Raw genomic sequence first — 12,383 nt, forward strand, 5'->3', positions numbered from 1 at the left:
CGGTTAAATAGCTGTAGTCACTACAGATAGACGAGGGAAGCCGCATGCTTTCAATCGGCGAGTTAAGCCGCGCCACCGACTGCAAGGTGGAGACCATCCGCTACTACGAAAAGATCGGCCTGATGCCGGAGCCGGCGCGCAGTGCCGGCAACCAGCGGCGCTACGGCGAGCGCCATCGTGACCGGCTGCATTTTATTCGCCACTCCCGGCAGCTGGGCTTCCGCATTGAAGCGATCCGCGAGCTGCTCGCCCTGTCGGACCAGGAGCACCGCGATTGCGCCGCCGTGGATGCACTGGCGCGGCGCCACCGGGACGCGGTGGACGACCGCATTGGCGCGCTGTGCGCGCTGCGTGACGAACTGGACCGTATGATCAAAGGGTGCGCCGGCGGCGATGTCGCCCACTGCGGGGTGATCGAGGTGCTCGGCGATCACCGCCTGTGCCGAAACGACCATCCCCTGGAGGCGGTGGCCGGCAAGCAGTAAAGAGCCATCCGCGAAACAGGTAGGTCGCTTTCTTGACGTATCGGCGTTAGAATCGCCGCCGTCTTTTCCCCTGTCCTGCCTGGAAGTCCGCCATGTCCGCCGTGCTGCTGTGTCTCGTAGCTCTCGGGTTCGTCTCCATTGTTGTGGAAGACGTGGTTCATATCGACAAAGCCAAGACCACGCTGTTTTTCGGCTCGCTGGTCTGGGTGCTGTATTTCATTTCGCCGCCCGCCGGCGAGACCAGCGAAGCGCTGATGCTCGCCCTGGACGACAACCTGCTGGATATCGCCTCGCTGTGGCTGTTTTTAATGGCGGCGATGACGTTCGTCGCCTATCTGTCCAGCAAGGGCATCATCGACGGCATCGTCAACCGGCTGATTCCCGAGCGCATGAGCGAGCGCCAGTTGATGCTGCTCACCGGCCTGTTCGCGTTCTGCTTCTCGTCCATGGCCGACAACATCACCGCCACCCTGGTGTGCATCGCGATTCTGCTGAATCTGAACCTGCCCACGGACAAGCTGCTGCGCTACGTGGTGCTGGTGGTGTTTTCGGTGAACGCCGGCGGCACCGCGCTGATCACCGGCGACGTCACCACGCTGATGATCTTCCTGGCCGACAAGGTGGAAATCCCCCATCTGCTGCTGCTCAGCCTGCCCGCTTTTCTGGCGGTGGCGTCCCTGTCACTGATGCTGTCCCGGGGCCTGAACGGGCAGCTGGTGCTGGAAAAGAAAGAAGTGCACATCAACGGCGGCGACAAGGTGGTGGCCGGGCTGTTCTTCGCTACCATCCTGTCCACCATCGGCGGCAATATTCTGTTCGGCATTCCGCCGGTATTGATGTTTTTGTTCGGCCTGTCGCTGATGTTCATGGTGGTGCAGTTTCTCAACCGTGACGAACCCACCCTGGAGTACATCCGCAAGATCGAGTTCGACACGCTGCTGTTTTTCCTCGGCGTGCTGCTGCTGGTGGGCATGCTGAAAGAGCTGGGCGTGCTGGCCTACTTCCCGCACCTGTACGACGTGATGCCGCCGCTGGCCGCCAACTATGTGATGGGGCTGGTGTCATCGCTGTTCGACAACGTGCCGCTGACGGCCGCGCTGTTGAATTCCGGCATCGAAATGACGTTGCCACAATGGCTTACCCTCACCTACGCGGTGGGCGTGGGCGGCTCGCTGCTGGTGATCGGCTCGGCCGCCGGGGTGGTGGCGATGAGCAAGGTGGAATCGCTCACCTTCGGCAGCTACCTGAAGTACTCCGGCTATCTGCTGGTGGCCTACACGGTGGGTTTCGCCGGTGTGCTGGGCGTCAGCGCGCTGCTTTAGGCAGGAAGCCAAACGATGAATCAACTAATTTCTTTTGTCGAATCCAAACTTGTGTGGTTTGTCATTGTTGTAGCTGGGCTAGGGCTAGCAATCCCGGAAACCGGTCAGTTCCTGGAACCCGGCATCGGGCCACTACTGGCGCTTCTGATGTTTATCATCAGCCTGACCTTCGACGCGCACGATGTACGGATGGTGGTACGTAAGCCGTCAAGGCAATTCCTTGCCCTGGGCCTGGTCTATGGGCCCATGTCGATTGCCGGCTGGGTAACCGGTCGTTTCTTCTTTGGAGGTGGCCCACTGGCCGCCGGCCAAACCTTACTTGGCACCCTGCCAACGGATGTCTCGTCCCCCCTCTTGGTACTGATAGCGCGGGGCAATGTTGCTCTGGCCGCGGTCTTTAACGCAATCAATACAGTACTGTCTCCGTTCATCGTTCCCTTCCTGTTTCTATGGCTCACGGGGATACAACTGGAAGTCCCACTCGAATCCATAATCCTGGAACTAGTATTGATCGTCTTTGTCCCTACGGTGTTGGGTGTAAGCTCACGTACGGGGCTCCCAGACTTTTGCGCACGGTACGACTCCCATTACGCGGGCCTCGGCTCAATTATCTACCTATTGATACTGCTCGCCGTGGTCGGGCCAAATGCTGCAACCATTATCAACTACGGCTGGTACGCTTTTGTCATTGCGGGGGCGGCCTTGTGCCTGAACCTTATCGGTTATTTGGTAGCGATGACCTCACGACTACTAACCAATGATTGTAAGGAGGTGATTACATATCTCTTCACCGTAAGCAAAAAGGAATTCAGCATCGCCGCGGCTTTCGTGGCCGCATCGGGCCTGCCATCAGAAATAGCTATCCCCTCCGCTTTTTTTGCCGTGATTCAAATGATCACCTCACCTATTGCGGCCAAGATCATCGCACGAAGCTAGGCACTTTCATATACAACCAAAGGACTTCGACGTCGATCCATGTTTCCCACAAGACCAAATGCTGTTGACCTCCAGCACTGTTTAATCAACCGAATCATCGATGATGCCGATTGAATCTACTTCATTGAAAGTCAATATCGCTAATTCCAGAAAGAATTCCGCAACTTCGAACCTTGCGGTCATCGTTGCAACTCTTTCTTAGTGAAATGAGCTGTTCCTCGAGCGCCAACATAGCGATGATCCGTGATCGCAACCGGGAGACATGCTCGTCCAGCAAGACGTTAACGACAGCGCAAGACTGATGTGGGTCGCTCTGGCACTTCTGAAGTTCGGAAATCTCAGACAGTGAAAGGTCCAGAATTCTGCAGTGACGAACGAAGGTCAGCTGCTCAGCATGTTGGTCGGTATAAATGCGATAACCATTTTCCTGCCTATCAGGCGACGGCAACAGACCTTGCCGTTCATAGAATCGTATTGTCTGAGGGTCGACCCCTACTGAGCGCGCCAACTGACTAATGAGCATTCGACTTCTCCTCTAGATATCCTTCGCCCTATTGACCTTATAGCGACTATATGGTTTTGAATAGCCTTATTATATTTTCTGATCGGAATCGTGTCATGAGCCAATCGGTTGACAGGCCCTCTGGCCGTAGTGCAACACCCCAGTCGAGCAACGATGGTGCTGGCGGCCGCACAACATCAGGAACACGGATCAGCACTTATACAGTGCCCAAGATGGACTGCCCGTCAGAAGAACGAATGATCCGCTTGGCTTTGAGCGGCTTTGAAGAGGTTCGCGCGCTGACCTTTGACCTATCGAACCGCCGATTGGAGGTCATACATCATGGCGAGGCTGACCCTATCACTGAAAAGCTGACCACCCTAGGGCTAGGAGCCTCGCTCCAGAGCACCACGGCTATCAATTCCGAAGCCGCCAAGACCGCCGGATCTTCGACCCTCTCCGCGGAGCAGGAATCCGGCAGTCTGCGTTGGCTGCTGAGCATCAATGCTCTCTTGTTCGTGGTGGAGATGACTGCCGGCTTGATCGCCCAATCCACCGGACTGCTCGGAGAATCGCTGGACAATTTTGCCGATGCGGCAGTATACGCAATAGCCCTTTATGCGGTTGGGCGTGGGGTGAAAATGCAAGTGCGCGCCGCCCACATTGCTGGTGTACTCCAGCTGATTCTAGCCATAGGCGTACTTGCGGAAGTGATGAGACGCTTTGCATTTGGGAGTGAACCTGAATCGCTGGTTATGATGGCTATCGCGTTCGTCGCAATGATTGCCAATATCAGCTGCCTTCTTCTCATATCCAAACATCGAGAGGGCGGGGCGCATATGAAAGCGAGCTGGATCTTCTCCGCCAATGACGTGGTCGTTAACATGGGAGTCATTACCGCCGGCGCCTTGGTCGCGTGGACCGGATCTAATTACCCGGACCTAATTATCGGCACGATCACGGGTGTGATTGTGCTGAACGGTGCCAGGCGGATTCTGGCGCTTAAGAGCTAGCACCGTTCGGCGCGGCTCGGCGAGAATGGCTTGAGGGTGCCGAGCGCTGTCGGCCCCGCTCACTCCGTATCGTCACGGCCTATTCTCAAGCCCGCGGCATGAGTGCAACCTCGCAACCTCAGCACCGACCAGAGCATCCCGCCGAGCCCAATAAGAGGGGCCAAATAGACAGCGCGGTCAGTGTACATATTCATGGCCAGACTGGTGAAAAACATCAACGAGAAAATGACGAGGAACGCACAAAGCGCCTTTTTTTGCATGAATACTCCAACATTATGCGCATGTTACCGCTACGTTATGTCAGCCGCGGCGCTCCCAGCTCAATCCATTTCCGGTCACCGACTACGGCGATACGGCCAAAATCTATTCAGCGAGCGATGTCCATCTTGAAATCTCCATGCATGGCGTACAAGTCCTCTTAACCTTCGAAATCAACCAGGTCATGAACCAAACCGGGCTTGCGAGCAACCGCAAACCGTTCCCGAAGCATAGCATACATGTGCTCTAAGTCGCTTCGAGACAACCTGCCACGGCATGCCAGGCAATGACACCACTGTGCTCCTCTAGGGCCCCGAAAACTGTGCCGCATTGCGATCTTCGGATCGACCGTGGCCATAGAGATCGGCATTTTGATGCTGTCTGTGCTCATGCTCGAACTCCAGACTGGAATGGCTAATATCAAACTGGTCTTCCAACCGCCGCTTAATCTGGCTCTTAATGTCTTCCATTCGTGACCAGGCATCTGCCATCAACACCACATGGCAGTCGAGAGCTGGCTCACTCTCCTCCATCTGCCAGAGATGCACATGATGCACGTCGTCGACGCCCTCTACACCACGCATCATGCTCAAAACGGATTTGCTATCGATATCCGGTGGACTTCCAAGCATCAATGTGCGAATCGGACCGCCTATCTCGGCGAAAGACAAGTAAAGGATATAAACCGCAATACCGATCGTGATCGCCGGGTCTATCCACCACATGTCATATAGAATAATAAGTGTGCCGCTGACGACTACGGCAACAGAGGCAAGTGCATCCGAAAGATTATGCAGGAACAAAGCGCGAATATTCACACTGCCTTTCTGCATTGAATAAGTCAAAACCGCTGTCAGCGCGTCCACGACCAGCGCGATAGAGCCAAGGACAACCACCGTCCACGCCTGCACTTCGGGCGGGCTGATAATACGCATACCGCCTTCGTAAATTAGATAAATTCCAATCAAGATCAATGTAGTGTAATTAATTAAGGCAGCCACCACTTCAACGCGCCCGTATCCGAAAGTCATGCGTTCGTCAGCTGGCCGTCTTGAGATCTTGCGTGCCGCGAAGGCGATCACCAGGGCGGCCATGTCGGAAAAATTATGCAGGGCATCCGCGATCAGCGCGAGGCTTCCCGAAAGTATACCACCGACGATTTGAGCCACGGTCAGAATACCATTGGCCCAAATGGCTATGGATACACGGCGATCGCCGGTATCGGGCTCAACGTGTGCGGCTCCATGATCATGCGGCATAGTTTTCTCCTTGCGAATGGCTCAGCCGCTCAAGCCGACGAGCTGGCGGCGTCTTCTAGCTCCGCTGGGTTTACCGGCACGTTACAACGGCACGGTCACTCTGAGTCATCAATACGTAACGGCGATTCTCGAATATTTTCACGAACGGTGCGGACAACTGCCTCTTAAAACGATCCAGGTCGTCCGGTTGGACGGCGACATATAGCGATCTACCGGGGGAATTCTTCACTTCTCGGAGAATCAAATCCAAACTCTTTTCTCGGACTTTTTCCTGACTGTAATAGCGGGCCGAAAAAGGCGCATCATCCAAATAGATGAGCGGAGCTGCGCCATTCTCCGGCTGCCGATAATAGCAGGCAATCAACCCCTTTTCCGTCTTTATACTTCCAGGATGCAGGTAAATCCAGGCACCAGCGACCAAAGACAAAGTCGGCACAAACAGCGCAAACGGCCACAAACATAGGTCTAGCCAGCGGGAGGTCACGCCCGAGCTTTGCATACCGCGCACCATTAGCAGCGCCATGAATGGCAGCCCAGGAAGTACGTAACTAGCGAGAATATTTCCCGAAAAAGTAAAGAACAAACTAGGCATGAAAGCGGCTAGCAACAATAACTTGTTGTCGTCATCACTAAGGCCACGCCGTATAGCACCAAACCCCCAATCGTCATTTCGAAGCAGCAGAAAAAGCCCGCTCAACGCCAGTGGCGACCAGGGCAGGGTCGCATACAAGGTCAGCAGCCATATAGTTCCACGAACTTCATCATGGGCGCTTCCATAAATATCCCCAACCCAACCTGGATCCAGAAAGCGCTTAATGTGCTCTCCAACAAGGAAATAGTCGATAAATCCCGGCGTCTTCAGTTCAGCCAACAGATACCATGGCGCCGTCATTAATAGCATCACGATGGTGCCGCCAACGACCGGCAAGCGCCTTAGGTCGCTCCAGCGGTGCGTCCACAGCAACCACAAAAATAACGGGCCGCCGACCAGAACAAAGGTCAGCGGACCTTTAGCGAGCAGCCCCACGGCCAGACCCAAAAAGCAAACCCAGCCCCAGACCAAGCCTTCACCACGCAGGGCCAAAGCTGCGCCGGTCAGGCCTGCGGTAGTTCCCAGGCCCAGGAACGGATCCGTCATTACGGCACCGGCGAGTACGTAAGCCAGGCTGGACGATGCAAATATCAGGCTGGTTATAAGGGCACTTTGACGACTTACCAGGCTCGACGCGTAACGCCAAACCAGCCACACCATACCCAACTGAGCCAGCCAGGCCGGAAAACGAAGTGCGAACTCGTCCCAGCCGAGAACCTTATACGACACGGCCTGAATCCAGAATGACAGCGGCGGCTTTCCCCAGAATGGCAGGCCCGGCTCAAACCAGGGAGTGATCCAGTCCCCCGATATTGCCATGCCCCGGGCAATATTCGCATAGCGCGCTTCCGTGGTATCAGTAAAGGGTAAAAAGGCCATGGAGATCCAACGACTGAGTAGAACGACCATTAGTGCGAGCACCAGCTTTTCCGTTGGCGAGCGAGGCACCAGCTTCCAGTCACGGCGATTTTCAATGGTCCCTGGCATTACAACCTCCACGCGCCGAAGCCGCTTCCCCTCCGCGGACGGCGCTCAACACCTCACGAACCAAATAGATCGGTCGGCGCTTAGCCTCCAGGTAGGTTTTCCCAACGTACTCCCCCAGTATTCCAAAAGTAATAAGTTGCACACCGCCCAAGCAGGTAATTAAAGCAATCAATGATGGATACCCGGCCACCTGCGCACCAAACACCATTGCCTTGAATATAATCCATAACCCGAAGCCGCCGCCAAAAATAGCGCTAAAAACACCCATTACCGCAGCCCACCGAAGAGGCGCGATGGAAAAAGAGGTGATGCCTTCCATGGCCAGCCCAATTAAACCCGCGTAATTCCATTTTGTCTTGCCCGCCACTCTGGCGCCGCGGTCATACTGAATCACTTCTGTAGGCATCCCAACCCAAGAAAATAACCCCTTCATGTAACGGTTTCGTTCGGGCAACTCGAGCACGGCTTGCAGACAACGCCGGCTCATCAAACGAAAATCACCCACATCCGCAGGAATCTCGCAGTCACTCAATCGATTCAATAGGCGGTAAAACAGATAGGAACTGGCGCGCTTAACCCAGCTTTCTCCGCACCGGGTACGGCGTTGCATCAGGACGACATCGACACCAGCCCGCCAAGCTTCGACCATTTTAGGAATACACTCAGGAGGGTCCTGTAAGTCCGCGTCCAGAATAACCACCGCCTCACCGGCAGCATAGTCGAGACCGGCGGTCAATGCGGCTTCTTTCCCAAAGTTTCGACTGAGGCGCACCAGCCTGATCCAGGAATATCGACGGGACTGCTCAACCAGGTACTCATAACCATCATCCTTGCTACCGTCATCCACGAAGATGGCTTCGAAAAAAAAGCCGACCTCACGCATTACTTTATCAAGGCGAGGCAGACAAACTGGCAGTACCTCTCTCTCATTATATATCGGTATAACCAGACTAATGACCGGGACTTCAGCCTCAACCGAATAACCGCTAGAATTTTTAATCATGGAAAACCCACTTTCTATAAAAACCGTAACTTCCAATTGCCACGAATGCGGTAACAAAAATCTGAGCAATGCCAGCAGAAAAACCAAACCCGGAGTTAAGAGTCACGAACAGGAACAAGTTAAGGCTCCATGTCAGAATGCATGCCAGGATGTAGACCGGCACCGGACTTGGAGACACACGACCAGAAAAAGTAAAAATTTTTTGCAACGGATAGTTAGCTATGGCGCCCGCAATCGCTCCGACCCCGGTAGCCCAGGCGGGCGGAACGTCGACCGTCATTAATAGCGCCATAATCAACCAATGGACTCCCGTGGCCGCACCGCCGCAAATTAGAAAGCGTAGATACCTCTTTATTCGCGTTCTCCATCCGTCGTCTGGATCCGAATTGGGCGTCCCTGCTCTCGAGATTGCGCTCACCATTCTCGACATGGTCCACTGTCGCAACCTTGTGACGGCTACCAAGGCCATTCGGAAATTCATTGCTTATCTCGAACTGTCCCGGTGACATCTTAAGGACAGTGAAATCCACTGACTCATTTCAAAGCGTCCTCATCGCGCTCGCCAGTATCAATACGCAAGGCGGCCTCAACGCCAGCCACAAGAATTCGGCCGTCACCCGGATGACCCTCCCCTGTCCTGGCGGCCCTCTCAATCACGATCACGACCTCCTCCACGCGGGCATCAGCGATGTCGACTTCCAGCTTTGTCATTCGTAATCGACCGTAGGCGTCGTCAATGACGCCGTGACCATAGGTCTCCAGCGGAACGGCCGCCACCGAAGGCGGCTCCGGCAGCTGCGCTAAGGCGTCAATCACCTTGTTGACCATGTTGTTTCGTACGTAAGCTTTTATCTCTTTCATTACGGTCTCCTTATCGGCCGCCATCGACGATGCCGGCCGTTCTCAGATTTTAGAATTCAACATCGTCCCGGCGGGCGCCGGCAAACCAGGGATAGACCACCGGAATGACCAGCAGGGTCAGCAAGGTGGAGGTTATCAAGCCCCCCACGACCACGGCGGCGAGTGGACGCTGAACGTTGGCGCCAATGCCATCGGCGATCAGCAGCGGAAGCAGGCCAAGCATAGAGGTAAGCGCGGTCATCAGCACCGGTCTCAATCGCCGCATGGCGCCGGTTCGCGCGGCCTCGAAAACGCCCATGCCTTCGTCGCGCAATTGGTTTATGTAGCTCACAAGGACCACGCCGTTGAGTACCGCGACGCCGAACACGGCGATAAAGCCGACGGCGGCGGATACGGAGAGATACATGCCCGATAGCCACAATGCGAAAATCCCACCCATGGTGGCGATCGGCACATTCAGATAAATCAGCGCGGCATAACGCAAGCTGTTAAAGGCGGTGTACAGAAGCAGAAAGATCAGCGCCAGAGTCACAGGCACGACCAGATAGAGACGCTTCATGGCCCGTTGCTGATTCTCGAACTGACCGCCGTATTCGACGAAATAGCCGGTCGGCATATCCACCTGTTCGGCGACCTTACGACGTATCTCCGTGACCACCCCGCCCATGTCCCGGCCGCGCACGTTCAGTTGCACGAACAGGCGCCGGCTGGCCTTGGAGCGGGAGATCATTTTCGGGCCGATGAAGCGCTCCACATCGGCGACGCGGGTCAGCGGTATCACCGCGCCGGCCGGCGTTCGGATCAAAAGGTCTTCAATCGCCGACACCGTGTCGCGTTGCTCCTCGCGCAGCCGCACGAACAGATCAAAGCGCTTAATACCTTCGAACACTTGACCGGCCGCGTCGCCGCCGATACCGGTTTCCACAGTGGCGAACAGCTGGTCGACGCTCAAACCGTAGCGGGCCATCGCCTCCCTGTCCGGTCGGATTCGGATCTGCGGCTTGCCCCCTTGCTGCTGCATGCGCACATCGACAGCGCCAGGCGTGGCTTGCGCGATACGTTTGACCTGCTCACCGATACGGGCGAGTTCTCCGAAGTTTTCACCGAATATACTGATCGCGATCTGTGCCTTGATACCGGATAACAGTTCGTCGGTACGTAACTGAATCGGCTGAGAGAAATTATTGGCCAGCCCCGGCAGCCGGTCCGCCACCGCATCGGACATGGCCGACTGCAACCCTTCATAGTCGTAGTCGCCGGACCACTGACCAAGGGGTTTGAGTGTGATGGTGGTGGCGATGACATTTACGGGTTCGGGGTCACCGCCCACCTCAGCGCGCCCGACTCTGGAGTAGGTGCCGGTTACCGGTTCGAATTCCTCGAACACCGTTTGTATGCGTTTGGCATAACCGATAGCACTGTCCAGGCTGGCAGCCGGTGGCAGGGTAGAGCGCACCATGAGCGTCCCTTCACGAAGGGTCGGCACGAATTCACTGCCCAGGAGCGGAAACACCGATACACCCAGCACCAGAACCAGTACCGCCGCGCCGGCGACCACCTTGGGCCAGGCCATAACCTTGTCCAGCACGGGCTGATAACGATCCTTTAACCAGCCCACCAGTCGCGGCTCACCGTAGTTGCCATCCTTCTTGAAGGCATAGGTCATCAGCGCGGGCACCAGCACCAATGCTACAATCATGGCGCCGAGCAATGCGAAGGCGATGGTGTAGGCCATCGGCGAGAACATTTTCCCTTCCACGCCTTGCAGCGTGAAAAGCGGCAGGAAGACGATGATGATAATACTGCTGGCAAACACAATGGGGCGCGCCACCTCACGCGCCGCCTCACTGGCCAGCCTGGCCATGGAAACATTCTCCTCGGCGCGATTTTCCATATGCCGGAAGATGTTTTCCAGGATCACCACCGAACCGTCCACCATCATGCCCAGGCCGATAGCCAACCCCCCCAGACTCATGAGGTTGGCGGATAGCCCCACATAGCGCATCGCGATGAACGCGAACAGCGCGGAGAGAGGCAGGCTGGCGACCACGATCAGCGTGGAGCGCAGATTCCCCAACAGGAGATATAAAATCAATATCACCAGCACCGCGCCCTGCAGTAACGCCGACTCCACGGTTCCCACCGCCTTATCGATCAACTCCTTTTGCGAGTAGAACGCTTTTACCCTGACACCGTCGGGCAGTGCGCCGTTGATTTGTTCAAGCTTTTGATTGGCGTCCTTTAGGACTTGACTGGTATTGGAACCAAGCAGCTTAAGAACATAGCCGCCCACCGATTCGGCACCACTGGCAATTTGCGCACCGCGGCGAATGGCCGGCCCATACTCCACACTCGCCACGTCACCGACTGTTACCGGAGTGCTCTCGTGGGCACGGATGACGATGTCACGGATAGCATCCAAGCCGGCGTTACCCGGGGGCACCCATCCATAACCGCGGATCACGTTCTCTTCCCCGGCGCGATTAATAAAGGAGGCGCCCACATTCTTATTGTTAGCGGTAATAGCTCCGCGTACATCCGCGACGGTAAGGTCCCGCGCCAGTAGAGCGCGCGTATCAAGCCGGACCTGGTACTGCTTTTCATAGCCACCGAGAGACAACACGCCGGTCACCCCCGGCACCGTGCGCATCATGGGCTTGACCACCCAATCCTGCAGCTCACGCAGCTCCGTCAACGAAATGTCACTGTCCGGCTCGGTTTCCAGGGTGTACATCATCACCCGACCGAGGCCGCTGGTGATGGGCCCCAACTGGGGCTCGCCAAGGTCGCCGGGAATCTCGGCGCGCGCCTTGGCCAGTCGTTCCATCACGAGGCGGCGTGCGAAGTAGACATCTGTGTCTTCGGAGAAATACACATTGACCCTGGAGAGCCCGAAGATCGAGGTGCTCTGCACCCGCTTCAGACCTGGCAGGCCGTACATGGATATTTCCACCGGATAACTGATCAGGGTCTCCACATCCTCCGGTGACAAGCCAGGCGAGGCGGTAAAGATCTGAACCATGCTTGGCGTCACATCCGGGAATGAATCCACCGGCAACTGCCGCCAGGAAAGCACCCCCCAACCGGCGACACCGAGCATGAAAACCAGCACCAGTAAGCGGTTACGCAGCGCGACATCAATCAATCTTTCGATCATATTGAACT

Annotated in this window: 11 protein-coding genes; 4 read left to right on the forward strand and 7 right to left on the reverse strand. The window is 56.0% G+C overall.

Going from position 1 to position 12,383, the window contains the following annotated elements:
- The first annotated feature begins 44 nt into the window (after positions 1-44).
- From FGS76_RS14475 to FGS76_RS14485, 3 genes are all read left to right on the forward strand, one after another.
- Complete coding sequence (locus tag FGS76_RS14475) at positions 45-485, forward strand: MerR family transcriptional regulator (RefSeq protein WP_138773361.1); 441 nt, start codon at positions 45-47, stop codon at positions 483-485.
- A gap of 92 nt (positions 486-577) precedes the next feature.
- Positions 578-1,807 carry a sodium:proton antiporter NhaD gene (gene nhaD / locus FGS76_RS14480; RefSeq protein WP_138773362.1) on the forward strand — a complete coding sequence of 410 codons (1,230 nt, stop codon included), beginning with the start codon at positions 578-580 and terminating at the stop codon, positions 1,805-1,807.
- 15 nt (positions 1,808-1,822) lie between these two features.
- A complete protein-coding gene (locus FGS76_RS14485) occupies positions 1,823-2,743 on the forward strand; it encodes a bile acid:sodium symporter family protein (RefSeq protein ID WP_138773363.1) in 921 nt (306 codons plus the stop codon).
- A 121-nt stretch (positions 2,744-2,864) separates the two neighbouring features.
- Here FGS76_RS14485 and cadR read toward each other — a convergent pair whose 3' ends face one another.
- Positions 2,865-3,266: a Cd(II)/Pb(II)-responsive transcriptional regulator gene (cadR, locus tag FGS76_RS14490; RefSeq protein ID WP_067604971.1), complete on the reverse strand. Its 402-nt coding sequence runs from the start codon at positions 3,264-3,266 to the stop codon at positions 2,865-2,867.
- A gap of 95 nt (positions 3,267-3,361) precedes the next feature.
- Here cadR and FGS76_RS14495 point away from each other — a divergent pair, with 95 nt between their 5' ends.
- A complete protein-coding gene (locus FGS76_RS14495) occupies positions 3,362-4,258 on the forward strand; it encodes a cation efflux transmembrane domain-containing protein (protein WP_138773364.1) in 897 nt (298 codons plus the stop codon).
- 563 nt (positions 4,259-4,821) lie between these two features.
- Here FGS76_RS14495 and FGS76_RS14500 read toward each other — a convergent pair.
- The 6 genes from FGS76_RS14500 to FGS76_RS14525 all read right to left on the reverse strand — a co-directional run bounded on the left by FGS76_RS14500 (position 4,822) and on the right by FGS76_RS14525 (position 12,375).
- Positions 4,822-5,775, reverse strand: coding sequence for a cation diffusion facilitator family transporter (locus FGS76_RS14500; RefSeq protein WP_067604978.1), 954 nt, complete (start codon positions 5,773-5,775; stop codon positions 4,822-4,824).
- Between the two features lie 70 nt (positions 5,776-5,845).
- On the reverse strand, positions 5,846-7,354 hold the full coding sequence (locus FGS76_RS14505; RefSeq protein WP_083209378.1) for an ArnT family glycosyltransferase: 1,509 nt from the start codon (positions 7,352-7,354) through the stop codon (positions 5,846-5,848).
- Positions 7,338-8,357 carry a glycosyltransferase family 2 protein gene (locus tag FGS76_RS14510; protein WP_067604980.1) on the reverse strand — a complete coding sequence of 340 codons (1,020 nt, stop codon included), beginning with the start codon at positions 8,355-8,357 and terminating at the stop codon, positions 7,338-7,340. Before FGS76_RS14510 ends, FGS76_RS14505 begins: the two co-directional genes overlap by 17 nt.
- Positions 8,350-8,838, reverse strand: coding sequence for a GtrA family protein (locus tag FGS76_RS19715; RefSeq protein WP_083209379.1), 489 nt, complete (start codon positions 8,836-8,838; stop codon positions 8,350-8,352). Before FGS76_RS19715 ends, FGS76_RS14510 begins: the two co-directional genes overlap by 8 nt.
- 53 nt (positions 8,839-8,891) lie before the next feature.
- Positions 8,892-9,218, reverse strand: coding sequence for a P-II family nitrogen regulator (locus FGS76_RS14520; protein WP_170214485.1), 327 nt, complete (start codon positions 9,216-9,218; stop codon positions 8,892-8,894).
- A 49-nt stretch (positions 9,219-9,267) separates the two neighbouring features.
- Positions 9,268-12,375: an efflux RND transporter permease subunit gene (locus tag FGS76_RS14525; protein ID WP_138773366.1), complete on the reverse strand. Its 3,108-nt coding sequence runs from the start codon at positions 12,373-12,375 to the stop codon at positions 9,268-9,270.
- Between the last annotated feature and the right edge of the window lie 8 nt (positions 12,376-12,383).

Origin of the sequence: Alloalcanivorax gelatiniphagus (genome assembly GCF_005938655.1) — a bacterium.
In the GTDB taxonomy this organism is placed as follows: domain Bacteria; phylum Pseudomonadota; class Gammaproteobacteria; order Pseudomonadales; family Alcanivoracaceae; genus Alloalcanivorax; species Alloalcanivorax gelatiniphagus.

Coding starts and splice junctions, on each gene's coding strand:
- FGS76_RS14475 (WP_138773361.1), top strand. CDS start 45: ATGCTTTCAATCGGCGAGTTAAGCCGCGCCACCGACTGCAAGGTGGAG.
- nhaD (WP_138773362.1), top strand. CDS start 578: ATGTCCGCCGTGCTGCTGTGTCTCGTAGCTCTCGGGTTCGTCTCCATT.
- FGS76_RS14485 (WP_138773363.1), top strand. CDS start 1,823: ATGAATCAACTAATTTCTTTTGTCGAATCCAAACTTGTGTGGTTTGTC.
- cadR (WP_067604971.1), bottom strand. CDS start 3,266: ATGCTCATTAGTCAGTTGGCGCGCTCAGTAGGGGTCGACCCTCAGACA.
- FGS76_RS14495 (WP_138773364.1), top strand. CDS start 3,362: ATGAGCCAATCGGTTGACAGGCCCTCTGGCCGTAGTGCAACACCCCAG.
- FGS76_RS14500 (WP_067604978.1), bottom strand. CDS start 5,775: ATGCCGCATGATCATGGAGCCGCACACGTTGAGCCCGATACCGGCGAT.
- FGS76_RS14505 (WP_083209378.1), bottom strand. CDS start 7,354: ATGCCAGGGACCATTGAAAATCGCCGTGACTGGAAGCTGGTGCCTCGC.
- FGS76_RS14510 (WP_067604980.1), bottom strand. CDS start 8,357: ATGATTAAAAATTCTAGCGGTTATTCGGTTGAGGCTGAAGTCCCGGTC.
- FGS76_RS19715 (WP_083209379.1), bottom strand. CDS start 8,838: ATGAATTTCCGAATGGCCTTGGTAGCCGTCACAAGGTTGCGACAGTGG.
- FGS76_RS14520 (WP_170214485.1), bottom strand. CDS start 9,218: ATGAAAGAGATAAAAGCTTACGTACGAAACAACATGGTCAACAAGGTG.
- FGS76_RS14525 (WP_138773366.1), bottom strand. CDS start 12,375: ATGATCGAAAGATTGATTGATGTCGCGCTGCGTAACCGCTTACTGGTG.